Here is a 12,791-nt window from a genome sequence, read left to right as displayed (position 1 = left end):
GGGCTGCGCCCGCGCGGGCACCGCCGGGTCAGCTCGCGGCGGGGGCGGGGGCGAGGTCGCCGGGGGCGGGCTGCTCGTCCTCGGCGGCGGCCCGGGTCGGGTCCCACTTGATCAGCAGGCAGGTGATGAGCCCGCTGAGCGGCACGACGGCGAGCACCAGGAAGGTGTGGCCGAGCCCGAGGCCGTCCTTGATCTGCGGGAACAGGTAGAGGCCCACGACGCTGCCGAAGCTGCCGATCATGCCGGTCACGCCGGTGCCGAGCGCCCGCACCTCGCTGCGGTAGGAGAGCGCGGCGATCGACTTGCCGTTCGCGCCGGGTCCGGCCGAGTGCGCGAAGATGAACAGCACCGGCAGGATGAACGCGAACCAGGTCGGGACGTGCCCGAAGGTCAGGCCCATGACGACGAGCACGACCAGCACGACCGCGAACCCGGCCGCCGAGCTCAGCCGCAGCCCCATCCGGCGTCCGACGTACGCCGACAGCAGGCCGCCCGCGATGCCGAACGCGTTGAAGACCATCGAGCCGACCGTGGCCTTCTCGAAGCTCTCCCCGAAGATCGCCAGGCTGATCACCGGCAGGTACCAGCCGACCGCGAAGTACTGCATGGCCTGGTCGAGGGAGATGACCGAGGACAGGATCGTCCGGGGCAGGTAGCGGCCGCGGAACAGCACGCCCGCCTGCCGGAACCCGACCGCCGGACGGGCGTCCGCCGCCTCGGCGCGGTCCTCCGGCTCACCGGCCTCGGCCCTGATCCCGTACAGCCGCCCGAGGTTGCGGGCCGCGTCGGCCAGCCGTCCGCGGCTGGCCAGCCAGGACGGGCTCTCGACCAGGAACTTCAGCTGGCCGAGGAAGAGCACGAGGGCGAACACGCCCGCGGACCCGACCGACCAGCGCCAGATGTCCGCGCCCGCGTCGAGGTTGAAGAACAGCAGGGTGAGGGCGAGGTTTCCGGTGGTCGCGATGTACCAGACGCCCTGCCAGAGGTTGAGCCGTCCGCCCAGCTTGGCGGGGGTGTACTCGGCGAGCAGCGCCATCGCGACCGCGAAGTCGACGCCGTAGGCGACGCCGACCAGGACGCGGCCCAGCCAGACGGTGGTGAAGTCGCCCGCGAACGCGGCGAGCAGCGCGCCGCCCAGCGCGAACAGCTTGGCGGCCAGCAGCGGGGGGACGCGCCCGATCCGGCTGGCCAGCCAGCCGCCGATCGGGTTGAACAGGATGGCGAGCGCGGGCGCGGTGGCGGTGAGGATGGACACCTGGTCGGTGCTCAGGTGCATCTGCTTGGTCATCGGGGCCAGGCCCGCGCTGAGCGCCGCGTTGGAGTAGGCGTCCAGGAAGAGGCCGCCGAACACCAGGAGCCACACGAGCCGCGCGCGGCCGGTGATCCTGCCGTGTCCGTCGATGAGCGCTGCGACGTCCTTGACGCCGCGGACGAGGGGGTGGTGCGCCATACGACCTGCCTTCGGGGTGCTTTCCCGTCGGGGGGTACGTCAGCGCTCGAGGGCACGGCGAAGCCACCGACAGGGTGTCTTCGTCTGTGCCTGTCAAACAATGCCCGGATGCTAGGAAAGCGCGAACGCCCATGTCAAGCCCCACTTACGGCCGAATCAACGGATTCCCCACCCCACACGGCAAAAATCAGCCACACACCGAAGGCCGCCCGCCGCCCGCCCGGCCGGTCCCGCGGCGCCGAGCGGGGCGCGGGCCGACGGCACGAGCTCAGGCCGTCGTGGGGCCAGGCCAACGCGGAGCCAGGCCGACGCGGGGCCAGGCCAACGCGGGCTCAGGCCGACGCGGAGGTCAGGCCGATCCGGGCTCAGGCCGTCACGAGGTCAGGCCGTCACGAGGTCAGGTCGGCGCGGGGTCAGGTCGGGGCGGGGTCAGGTGTCGTGGCGGGCCTTGCTGGGCTGGACGCGTTTGGGCTCGCCCTCCATCTTCGGGTAGTTCGGCGGGTAGGGGGCGTCGCCGAGGTCGTGGTCCTTCTCGTCGCGGTCGGCCATCTCCAGGAGCGGCTCGAGCGAGAACGACCGGTCGTCGATCGCGGCGTGCGGGTCGCCGATCTCGGCGAAGCGGGCGGGCATGGTGGCGATGGTGAAGTCGCGCGGGTCGGCGTCGGGCAGCTCGTCCCAGGTCAGCGGGGCCGAGACCGGCGCGTACGGGAGCGGCCGGACGCTGTAGGCGGACGCGATCGTGCGGTCGCGGGCGTTCTGGTTGAAGTCGACGAAGACCTGCTCGCCGCGTTCCTCCTTCCACCACCGGGTGGTCACCTCGGCCGGGACGCGCCGCTCGATCTCGCGTCCGAACGCCAGCGCGGCCCGCCGGACCTCGGTGAACGTCCAGCGCGGCTCGATCCGGACGTAGATGTGCACGCCGCCCTTGCCGGACGTCTTCACGAAGCCCGTGTAGCCCAGCTCGTCCAGCAGGTCGCGGGCGGGGCCGAGCGCGACCCGGACGGCGTCGGAGAAGTCCGTGCCCGGCTGCGGGTCGAGGTCGATGCGCAGCTCGTCGGGGTGGTCGACGTCATCGCCGCGCACCGGCCACGGGTGGAACGTCAGCGTGCCGAGGTTGGCCGCCCACGCGATGGTCGCGACCTCGGTCGGCATGACCTCGTCGGCGGTCCGGCCGCTGGGGAAGGCGATGCGGGCCGTGCGCACCCAGTCGGGCGCGCCCTTGGGGATGCGCTTCTGGTAGAACGCGTCGGACTTGCCCGCGCCGAACCCGGCCTGGCCGCGCGCGTAGTCCTCCCGGGTGGCCATCTTCGCGCCCTCGAAGACGCCGCCCGGCCACCGTTCGAGCGTGGTCGGCCGGTCGCGCGTGGCGCGCAGGATGCCGTCCCCGACCGCGATGAAGTACTCCACCAGCTGCCGTTTGGTGTACCCGCACTCCGGAAAGTACGGCTTGTCCGGATTGGACACCTTGACGATCCGATCCCCGACCGGGATCTCGATGTGTGGCGAGGCCATAACGGCACGCTAACCCACCCCTCCGACACTTCCCGTGCCCGAGCCCCCGCCACACCGGAACCGTCCCTCGGACGCGCGTCCCGCGCGTCACGGCTTGCGGACGGCCGGTTCCGGAGCCCCGAACAGCAGGGTCACCCGGATTTCACGGACAGGCGATCCGCTCGTGCGCGCCCGTATTCGGCCAGCGCATGGAAAGCGGCCTTGGGCTCCCAGGGCATGTCCGGATACGCCTCGCCCTTGCGACCGTCCGGAAGGACCCTGACGATCCCGAAGGACGCCTTGTCGAAGTCGCGGTCCTCGGCATCGGCGGCCGGCAGGTCGTACCGGGCGAAGGTGTAGACGAAGGCCGCGTCGAGGCCCGAGTCCTCGAAGACAGCGAGGAGTTCGCGCAGGTAGTCGGCCTGTTCCCGCTCGTCGCGGACGACCGGCCGGGTGAAGCGGGCGGGCCGCGCCCGGTCGTCCCACTCGATGACCGAGTCCCCCCGGCTCCCCAGCTCGGCGGCGCCCCGGAAGGTTCCGCAGCCGAACTCGGTGACCGCCGCGGGCTTGCCGTGCGCCGCGAGCGCCCGCAGTCCTCCGGCGACCTGGTCGGCGTTCCGCTCGTCGCGGTAGCCGGCGTCGCTGGCGACGATGTCGAACGGCGTCCAGTCGACGCCCTCGAAGGGAAGCGAGGCGTAGCCGACCGGCCCGCCGAACTCCGCCCGGACGGCGGCCACCGCCTCGGCGAGGAAGGCGTTGACCTTGGCGGGCACCTCGGCGAGGACGGTCCGGACGCGCTGCGGGTCGGCGAGGACGGCGGCCCGCTCGGTGAACGTCCGGCCCGGCAGGAAGCCCTCGGTGAACAGGGAGATCTCCGAACCGGTCAGGAAGACGACGGTGGCGCCGTCCCGCCTGATCCGCTCGGCGCGGGCCGCGCCGTCCACGAGGAGGCCGAGCAGCTCCTCCCGGGTGAGGCCGTTGGTGAACGGGCAGTACCAGACCTCGAGCCCGGCCTCGGCCGCGAGACGCGCGGCCGTCTCCAGCCGGTCGCGGTCGCCTCCGGTGATCCGGACGGCGTCGCAGCGCAGCCCGGTTCGGATGACCTCCATCTCGCGCCGGACGACGCCGGGGTCGAAGGGCTCTCGGGTGGTCGTCCCGGCACTGGTGAAGCCCGTGTCGAAGTTGACACCGAACACGCGCATGACGATCTCCTTCGCATTTAGGGTACGGCTGGTACCTTACATGCGTGTGATCAAGTCATCCACCCAGGACACCCAGATACGGCAAGTACTCACCAAGAGTCCGGTTGGCGCGCTCTCCGCAGGCCCTCCCAGGCCCTTGCCGGCAGGTGCTGATGGCGGCCACGGTCGCACCCGCCCGGCCCTGTGCGGACACCGCGATGACCGTCGCCGACACGGGCAGCAGGACCGAGGTTGCGAACAGCGGGAACTTCGACAACTTGCGGTACATCATGAATGGCGTCCCGATCGTGGCCGGACAGGGCTGGGACGCGATTACCACAGTCCCGGACTTCCCGATCCCAACAACCTCACGCCAAGATCATGTCCAGACAGCACAATGCCGAAGCAATTCCGCACCCCGCGGGGAATGTACAACCCCGGTCAATGGATCGGCTTCTCGCCGCCAAACACACCGGAGAGGACGAGGCACGAGCGACCGTGACCTCTAGGCTCACCGGCCATGACCGCCGTCGAGAACATCAGCGCGAAACCGGGCGGCCACACCCGCCGGGCCGCCTGGAGAACGCGCCCGCGCCGGTGGCGCCTGCTGCTGGTCGGCGGCTTCCTCGCGCAGGTGGCCGTGCGGCTGGTCCTCGGGGCCTGGCAGACGGGCCCCGTCCTGATCCCCGACGAGACGGGCTACCTGCTGGCCGCCCGGCTGCTGGCGGGTGGCGCGGTCGGAAACCTTTCCGGACGGGTTTTCTACCATTCTGGTTACTCGCTCCTGATTTCGCCCGCGTACTGGGTGACCGATGATCCCGCCACCGTCTACCGGCTCGTCATCGGACTGAACGCCTTCCTCAGCGCCGCCCTCGTCATTCCCGCGTACCTGGGTGCGCGGCGCATGGGCTTGAGAAAAATCCACGCATGGGCGCTCGCCCAAGGCATCGCGCTTCTCCCGGGTCTCCTTTACTACACGCAGTTCGCGCTGAGCGACGCGGTACTGCCGACCCTCGTGTCGGCGTGGCTGCTGGCGGTCCACACGTGGCTCCGCAAAAGGGACGTGCGATTCGGACTCGCGGCGGCGGGGCTCGCGGCGTTCACTTACTGCACCCACCCGCGCGGAGTGGTGATACTCCTCGTCCAGGTCGTCCTGCTGCTGGCCGTCCCGTTCCTGAACCGACGCATGAACCGGCGGGACCTCGGGCTGGTGGGCCTCTCCCTCACCCTCTGCGCCGTCCTGGCGTGGAACCTCAACCTCTGGGTGCGGCACGCCCTCTACCCCGCCGGCGCGGCGTCCATGGGCCACCTGCTCGTGCAGCGGCTCACCAGCGTCGACGGGCTCCTGTGGACGGCCTCGCTCACCGCCGGGAAGATCTGGTACCTCGTCGTGTCGACCTGGGGGCTCGCCGGGGTGGGCCTCACGGCGGTCATCGTCCTCGCCGTCCGCCCCGGGGTCGCCATGGCGACGCGGGCGACGGCCGGAACGGCGCTGACCGCCCTCGGCGGGATCGCGGTCGCGACCTCGGCCGCGGTGCCGGACGAGGGGACGGTCGCCAACCACGCCTACGGCCGCTACCTGGTCTGCCTCGCGCCCTTCTTCGCCCTGGCGGGCGGTGCGGCCCTGCTGCGCGCGAAGCCGCTCGACCGGGTCCGCCTGACGCTCGGCCCCGCCGGGTTCGCCGCGGTCTCCGGCGCGGTCGTCGCGTTCGGCAGCGGCGACCGCCTGCGGACGGGCTTCTTCGGCCCCTTCGACTTCCCGGAGATCTGCTTCCTGACCTGGAACTGGTCCGGGCTCCACCTCTGGTCGGCCACCTGGACCGCCCTGGTGGTCCTCATGGTGGCCGTGCTCGCGTCCGCCTCCGTGCCGGAGCCGTACGCGCGGCGCGGGATGATCGCCGCCCTCGTCTCCCTCAACCTGGCCGTGGCCGGGGTGACGACCGACCGGGTGTCGTCCTACTGGGTGAGGCAGCTGACCCCCCGGGTCTCCCTCCGGGCGGCCGGGCTCAGGCCCCACGACCGCGTGGCCATGAGCTACCGCGGCATGGGGTGGCGGATCTGGGTCTCCCAGGCGTTCGAGGTCCGCTCCGGGCTGGTGCCCTTCGACCGCTTCGACCGCAGGCCGCCCGCCGCGTCCATCACGCTGATCGTGGTGCCGTGGAGCCTCAGCCGGCCCCCGACCGCGAGCTGGCCCGCGGCCCAGCCGGGCTGGCACGTCGTCACCGCGCTCGACGGAGGCATAGGCGGCTGGGCCGCCTGGCGCCGCGACGGCACCTGACCGCCACGCGACCGGAGTGTCCGCGGCACATGACCGCGGCGGCACCTGACCGCGCCACGCGACCAGCCCCACACACGACCTGACCGCCACGGACGCTGACTGCGACGTGGGTTAGGGGCGCTCGGCGAGTTCCGCGCGGTAGGCCTCCAGGCGGTCGGCCAGTTCCTTCGGGTGGCCGAGCATGGGCATGTGGTCGCCGGGCATCTCGTCCGGGACGATCCCCAGCCGTTCCCGCACGAGGCGGCGCAGGAACTCCGCCGGGAAGAACCGGTCGTCGCGGGCCAGCAGGTACCTCGTCGGGACGTCCGGCCAGGCGGCCAGCGGCCACGGCTTCAGCATCGGGGTGCCCGACTGGCCACGCGGGTGCCTCGCGGCCTCGGCGACCAGCTCGGCCGGCGTGTCGGCGTAGAACAGCAGGGTGTCGTCGTCGGGCGCGCGGCCGTCGCGCTCGTCCTGCTCGCGTCGGGCCCGGTCGTGCCCGGTGTTGCTCCACCACTCCCCCGGGGACTCGCCCGGCGCCGGGACCATCGCCTGGAGCATCACGAGCAGGTCGACCGGGACGCGCTCGCAGACCAGCGGCGCGGTGAAACCGCCCAGGGAGTGCGCGACCAGCACCAGGCCGCTCCGCCCCTCGACGGCCCGCACCACCGTGTCGGCGTACTCGGCCAGCCCCGCCGAGTCGTCCTCGCAGGGCAGGTCGACCGGCACCACGTCGTGGCCGCGCCCGCGCAGCTCGGCCGCCAGCAGGTGCCAGTACCACGGCCCGGACGCCGCCCCCGGGATGAGCACGTACGTCGCCATCGCGACCACCTCCCATCATCAGCACCGCCCCGCCGCCGACCCTAGCCGGGGCCACCGACAGAGCGGCCGGCACGCGAGGTACCTTCGACGTATGGAGAAGATCCGCAAGACCGAGGACGAATGGCGGGCCGTCCTCAAGCCGGAGGAGTTCCGCGTGCTGCGGGAGGCGGGCACCGAGGCCCCCTTCACCGGTGAGTACACCGACACCAAGACCGTCGGGGTCTACCGCTGCCGGGCCTGCGGGGCCGAGCTGTTCCGCTCCGAGACCAAGTTCGAGTCGCACTGCGGCTGGCCGTCGTTCTTCGAGCCGTCCAAGAGCGACGCCGTCACGCTCGTCGAGGACCGGTCGCTCGGCATGGTCCGGGTCGAGGTCCGCTGCGCGACGTGCGACTCGCACCTCGGGCACGTGTTCCACGGCGAGGGCTACGACACCCCGACCGACGACCGCTACTGCATCAACTCGATCAGCCTCACGCTCGAACCCGCCGAGTGACGCGCCCGTGAAACGCCTCCGGCCCGCCCCCTGAGGGACGGGCCGGAGGCGTTCTCCGCGCCGAGAGCGCGACGCCTTCCGCGCGCCACTCCACGCCGAAGGCGCGACCGCGCTACGGGAGGGCGGCGATCAGCTCCGCGACCGGCTTGCGGCGGCCCGTGTAGAACGGGACCTCCTCGCGGGTGTGGCGGCGGGCCTCGGCGCCCCGCAGGTGGCGCATGAGGTCCACGATGCGGTGCAGCTCGTCCGCCTCGAACGCCAGCATCCACTCGTAGTCGCCCAGCGCGAACGACGACACCGTGTTGGCGCGGACGTCCGGGTAGCCGCGCGCCATCCGGCCGTGCTCGGCGAGCATGGCGCGGCGCTCCTCGTCCGGCAGCAGGTACCACTCGTACGACCGGACGAACGGGTACACGCACACGTACGCCCGGGCCTCCTCCTCGGCGAGGAACGCCGGGATGTGGCTCTTGTTGAACTCGGCGGGCCGGTGCAGCGCCATCTGCGACCAGACCGGCTCGCTGGCGCGGCCGAGGGCGGTGCGCCGGAACCGGGAGTAGACCTCCTGCAGGTCGTCGGAGGACGGCGCGTGCCACCAGAACATGTAGTCGGCGTCGGCGCGCAGGCCGGCGACGTCGTACAGGCCGCGGGTCACCACGTCCTTCTGGCCGACCTGGTCGAGCAGGTCCTGCACCTCGGCGGCGTCCTGCTCGGTCACCGTGCCCGGCCGCGACACCCGGAACACCGACCACATGGTGTACCGGATCACCTGGTTAAGGTCGCGCGCCTTCGGCTTCGCGGGCTTCTCCGTCATTCTTCGTCTCTCCCCGACTCTCCAGATACTCCAGTATGCGTCCGGCCGCGGACCGGGCGTTCGCGATCACCGCGGGGATGCCGACCCCGTCGTAGGCGGCGCCCGCGACGGCGAGCCCCGGCTGCGCGGCGACCGCGGCCCGGACCCGCGCGATCCGGTCGGCGTGTCCCACGTCGTACTGCGGCAGGGCCCCGCCCCAGCGGGTCACCCGCGCGTCGACGGGCAGCTCGGCGACCCCGCAGGTCACCGACAGTTCGGTCATCGCGGCGGCCTTGAGCTCCTCGTCGGAGCGCTGCAGCGTGTGCTCCTCGCCGACGCGGCCGATCGACGCGCGCGCCACCACGAGGCCCGGGTCCCGGTCGCGCAGGTGCGGCCACTTGACCGAGCTGAACGTCACGGCCTTGACCTGCCGGTCCTCCACGGACGGGACGAGGTAGCCGCTGCCGGGCGGGGTGCGGCGGAACGCCGACGCCGGGTACGCGAGGGTGATCAGCGCCATCGACGCGGTCTCGATCCGCTCCAGCTCCCGGGCCGCCGCGGGGACCTCCTCGGCGAGCAGCCGCGCGGCGGGCGGGGCCGGGCAGGCGACCACGACGGCGTCCACGTCCAGCGCCTCGGGGTCGCGGGCCGAGCCGACCGTGAGCCGCCAGCCGTCCGGGGTGCGGCGCAGCTCCCGGACGGTCGCGTTCACGCGGACCTCGCCGCCCGCCTCGGTCACCGCGTCGGCGATGTTCGGCGGAAGGCTGCCCAGGCCGTCCGGCAGGGTCGCGAAGACCGGGCCGGGGTCGGCGGGCGCCTTGGCGCGGACGCCCCGCACCGCGTTGATCAGCGACCGGTGGCCGCGCGCGGCGGCGGCGACGGCGGGCAGCGTCGACTCGAACGACAGCCGGTCGGCGCGTCCGGCGTAGACGCCGCCGAGCAGCGGCTCGACCAGGCGGTCCACGACCTCGCGGCCCATCCGCGCGCCGATGAAGTCGGCGACCGACACGTCGTCCCCGCGCGGCGTCTCCGGCAGGACGAGGTCGAGCGGGACGCGGGCGAGGCCGGCGGGCGACAGGACCTGCGAGGCGGCGAGCGCGCGCAGGTCGGACGGCACGCCCATGACCTGCCCGGCGGGCAGCGGGCGCAGCGCGCCGTGGCTCAGGATCGAGGCCGAGGTGGTGCCGGGGTGCACCAGGTCGTCGCCGCGGCCGAGCTCGCGGACCAGCTCGACCGCCTCGGGGCGGCGGGCGAGGATCGCCTCGGCGCCCTCGTCCACCGGCAGGCCGGCGATCTCGGAGACCCGGAGCTTGCCGCCGACCCGGGGCGAGCTCTCCAGGAGGGTGACCCTGACGCCGCCGCCGACCAGCCGCAACGCGGTGACCAGTCCCGCGACGCCGGCACCGACGACCGCCACATGCGGGGTGGGTTTGGCGCTCATGCCTCCACCTTCCCAGATACCCCCCGGAACCCGCTCAACGGGTGGCCATCTCGCGATATGAGATCCCTCGCACGGCCGGGACCGCCCGCGGGGCCCGTGACATGGCCGGTTCCCCGGCGCGGACGGGCGTCCGGGCAGCCGGCGGACGGGCGTCCGCGCAGCCGAAAGCCGACCGGCGAGCCCGTCCCCGGTCGGGCAGGCCGGACGGGCGACGGCCCCCCGGCCGGCGCACGTCGGACGGGCCGGCGGCCGTGCTCGGCGGTCCTCCGGGGTCAGCCCTGGCGGCGCTGGGCGGCGGAGTACTCGTGGACGAACTCGGCGAGCCGCGCGAGGACGTCCGGGTCGGTCGTCGGCTGGACGCCGTGGCCGAGGTTGAACACGTGCCCCTCGGCGGCCCGGCCGCGGTCGAGGACGTCCTTGGCGCGCCGCTCGACGACCTCCCAGGGCGCGTACAGCAGCGCCGGGTCCAGGTTGCCCTGGAGCGCCCGGCCCGCCGGGACGCGCCGGGCGGCCTCGTCCAGCGGGACGCGCCAGTCGACGCCCACGACGTCCGCGCCGGCCTCGCCCATGAGGCCGAGCAGCTCGCCCGTCCCGACGCCGAAGTGGATGCGCGGGACGCCGAGCCCCTCGATCTCGCGGAAGATCCGGGAGGTGTGCGGGAAGATCGACTCGCGGTAGTCCTCGGGCGCGACCGCGCCGACCCACGAGTCGAACAGCTGGAGCGCGCTCGCACCGGCCTCGACCTGCACCTTCAGGTAGGCGATGGTGAGGTCGGCGAGCCGGTCCATGAGGGCGTGCCACAGCTCGGGCTCGCCGTACATCATGGCCTTGGTGCGGTCGTGGTTCTTCGACGGGCCGCCCTCGATCAGGTAGGACGCGAGGGTGAACGGCGCGCCCGCGAAGCCGATCAGCGGCGTGCTCCCGAGCTCGCCGACCAGGCCGCGGACGGCCTCGGAGACGTACGGCACGTCGTCCGGCGTCAGCTCGCGGATCGCCTCCAGGCCCGCCGCGTCCCGGATCGGGTCGGCGATGACCGGGCCGACGCCCGGCTTGATGTCCAGGTCCACGCCGATCGCCTTCAGCGGCACCATGATGTCGCTGAAGAAGATCGCGGCGTCGATCGCGTACCGGCGCACCGGCTGCATCGTGATCTCGACGATCATGTCCGGCCGGGTGCACGCCTCCAGCATCGGCACGCCCTCGCGGACCCGCAGGTACTCGGGCAGCGACCGTCCCGCCTGCCGCATGAACCACACGGGCGTGTGCGGCACCGGCTCGCGCCGGCACGCCAGCAGGAAGGGACTCGCGGCGAGCCCGGAGCCGGGTCGCGCGTCGGCGTTCGGTCGGACGGCAGCGTTCGGTTGGACAGCGTCTTCAGCCACCGACCGATCGTCCCACGAACCCCCGGCGACCCGCGCGCAGGGTCACCCCTGGCCGGCGGCCCTCGCCACCCGCGGCGGCGGGTCGGCGCGCTCGGCGGCGGGGCCGGACCATCGGGCGGGAGGGGGCACACTGACAGCCGCGCCAGGCGAGTCGGGACGGCGTGTCAAGGCACCGGCGGACGACCGGAAGGCCCCGGCGGCCGGAGCGGCGAGGGCCCGCGGATACCGCGTGGGATGCCGCGGACGCGCCGAAAGGTGCGTTCCGTCCCCGCGCGGACACGGAACGTTCCGCACGGGCATGAAGTTCCGGACACGCCGAGCGAAGTCCCGCATTCTGTCACCGGCACGTGCGAGCGTGATGCGTGTCATAGCCGAGGAGGTCCCCCGTGTACTGCTCCACCTGCGGCGACGAACGCCGGTTCGAGCGCACGCCGTGCCTCGACGGGCACGGAGCCGACTGCCCCGACCGCGTCTGCGTCGAGTGCGGCGCGGCCGTGTTCGTCGGGCCGGACACCGCCCTGGACGACCACCCCGACCCCTCCCGATCCGCGTCCGGCGAGCCGGGCCGAGTGGACCCCGCCCGCGTGCGGGCCCTGGCCTGACCCCCGACGCCCCGAAGACGAGAACCGTGCTGTGCCCCCGACCCCGTTCTCCCCGCCGCTCACCGCAGCCGGCGGGCTCCCCGGTGTACCCGTGACCCGCGCCGACGCCCCGGGCGGCGGCCCGTCCGGCGAGCTGCCGCCCGCGTTCCAGCGCGCCCGCGACGCCCTGCGCGCCGTCCTGGACGGCCCCTCCCCGCGCCCCGAACTCGACCTGGAGGACATGCCCGCCCCGCAGCGCCTGGCGCCCTACGCGGCGGCGCTGTCAGGCTCGGTCTACCGCGACGACGACACCGAGGTGGCGTCCGGGCGGCTGATCGTGCTGTACGACCCCGCGGGCCGGGACGGCTGGGAGAACGGCTTCCGCGTCGTCGCCTACGTCCGCGCCGACCTGGAGCCGGAGTTCGCCGCCGACGAGCTGATCGGCTCGGTCGCGTGGAGCTGGCTGCTGGAGGCGCTGGAGCCCGCCGGGTTCACCGCCGTGTCGGGGACGATCACCCGCGCGGTGTCGGAGAGCTTCGGCGACAAGAGCGACGAGCCGTCCGCGACCGAGCTGGAACTGCGGGCCTCCTGGTCCCCGACCGACTCCGGTTCGGGCATCGACATGGCCGGGCACGTGGCCGCGTGGTGCGAGGTCATGGGCGCCACGGCGGGCCTGCCGCCCACCGGCGTCACCGCGCTGCCGGACGGCCCCGGCGGCGCGGGCCGCTGAGCGACGTACGGTAGGGGCGTGGGAAGCACAGCGCCGGGCACCGAGACCGCCGGGGAGAACACCGAGACCGTGGGAGCGTCCGAGACACCGCAGACCGCCGCGCGGACGGGCACGACCGAGCCCGCACGCGCGCACGCCGCCGCCGAGCAGCCGCGCGACCGCGCCGCCGGGGC

At 73.4% G+C, this 12,791-nt stretch carries 11 protein-coding genes; 4 read left to right on the top strand and 7 right to left on the bottom strand.

The features are described from left to right. Positions 1–28 precede the first annotated feature (28 nt). From DZF91_RS34985 to DZF91_RS34975, 3 genes are all read right to left on the bottom strand, one after another. Positions 29–1,450 (bottom strand): MFS transporter, encoded by a 1,422-nt coding sequence (locus DZF91_RS34985; protein WP_117361327.1) that lies wholly within the window; start codon positions 1,448–1,450, stop codon positions 29–31. A gap of 429 nt (positions 1,451–1,879) precedes the next feature. Next, a complete protein-coding gene (locus DZF91_RS34980) occupies positions 1,880–2,962 on the bottom strand; it encodes a DNA polymerase domain-containing protein (RefSeq protein WP_117361326.1) in 1,083 nt (360 codons plus the stop codon). Positions 2,963–3,093: 131 nt separating this feature from the next. After that, positions 3,094–4,143, bottom strand: coding sequence for a hypothetical protein (locus DZF91_RS34975; protein WP_117361325.1), 1,050 nt, complete (start codon positions 4,141–4,143; stop codon positions 3,094–3,096). A 499-nt stretch (positions 4,144–4,642) separates the two neighbouring features. Between DZF91_RS34975 and DZF91_RS34965 the strand changes: the two genes are divergently transcribed. After that, positions 4,643–6,400: a hypothetical protein gene (locus tag DZF91_RS34965; RefSeq protein WP_117361323.1), complete on the top strand. Its 1,758-nt coding sequence runs from the start codon at positions 4,643–4,645 to the stop codon at positions 6,398–6,400. Between the two features lie 111 nt (positions 6,401–6,511). On the opposite strand, the gene DZF91_RS34960 is transcribed toward DZF91_RS34965, so the two are convergent. Continuing rightward, a complete protein-coding gene (locus DZF91_RS34960) occupies positions 6,512–7,201 on the bottom strand; it encodes an alpha/beta hydrolase (protein ID WP_117361328.1) in 690 nt (229 codons plus the stop codon). A 91-nt stretch (positions 7,202–7,292) separates the two neighbouring features. Between DZF91_RS34960 and msrB the strand changes: the two genes are divergently transcribed. Further along, positions 7,293–7,694, top strand: coding sequence for a peptide-methionine (R)-S-oxide reductase MsrB (msrB, locus tag DZF91_RS34955; RefSeq protein ID WP_117361322.1), 402 nt, complete (start codon positions 7,293–7,295; stop codon positions 7,692–7,694). Positions 7,695–7,806: 112 nt separating this feature from the next. Here msrB and hemQ read toward each other — a convergent pair whose 3' ends face one another. From hemQ to hemE, 3 genes are all read right to left on the bottom strand, one after another. Beyond that, positions 7,807–8,505 carry a hydrogen peroxide-dependent heme synthase gene (hemQ, locus tag DZF91_RS34950; protein WP_117361321.1) on the bottom strand — a complete coding sequence of 233 codons (699 nt, stop codon included), beginning with the start codon at positions 8,503–8,505 and terminating at the stop codon, positions 7,807–7,809. Then, a complete protein-coding gene (gene hemG / locus DZF91_RS34945; protein WP_117361320.1) occupies positions 8,465–9,925 on the bottom strand; it encodes a protoporphyrinogen oxidase in 1,461 nt (486 codons plus the stop codon). The genes hemQ and hemG overlap by 41 nt, the downstream gene beginning before the upstream one ends. A gap of 272 nt (positions 9,926–10,197) precedes the next feature. Then, positions 10,198–11,220, bottom strand: a complete 1,023-nt coding sequence (gene hemE, locus DZF91_RS34940; RefSeq protein ID WP_199487107.1) for a uroporphyrinogen decarboxylase — start codon at positions 11,218–11,220, stop codon at positions 10,198–10,200. A 473-nt stretch (positions 11,221–11,693) separates the two neighbouring features. Between hemE and DZF91_RS34935 the strand changes: the two genes are divergently transcribed. Together DZF91_RS34935 and DZF91_RS34930 are read left to right on the top strand one after the other, a co-directional pair. Further along, a complete protein-coding gene (locus tag DZF91_RS34935; RefSeq protein ID WP_117361318.1) occupies positions 11,694–11,909 on the top strand; it encodes a hypothetical protein in 216 nt (71 codons plus the stop codon). Positions 11,910–12,000: 91 nt separating this feature from the next. Then, positions 12,001–12,618 carry a DUF3000 domain-containing protein gene (locus DZF91_RS34930; protein ID WP_117361317.1) on the top strand — a complete coding sequence of 206 codons (618 nt, stop codon included), beginning with the start codon at positions 12,001–12,003 and terminating at the stop codon, positions 12,616–12,618. The last annotated feature ends 173 nt before the right edge of the window (positions 12,619–12,791 follow it).

The organism is Actinomadura logoneensis (genome assembly GCF_003428695.1).
GTDB classification, from domain to species: domain Bacteria; phylum Actinomycetota; class Actinomycetes; order Streptosporangiales; family Streptosporangiaceae; genus Spirillospora; species Spirillospora logoneensis.
The sequence above is the reverse complement of the archived record's forward strand: the minus strand, read 5'-3'. Positions and strand labels throughout refer to the sequence as shown.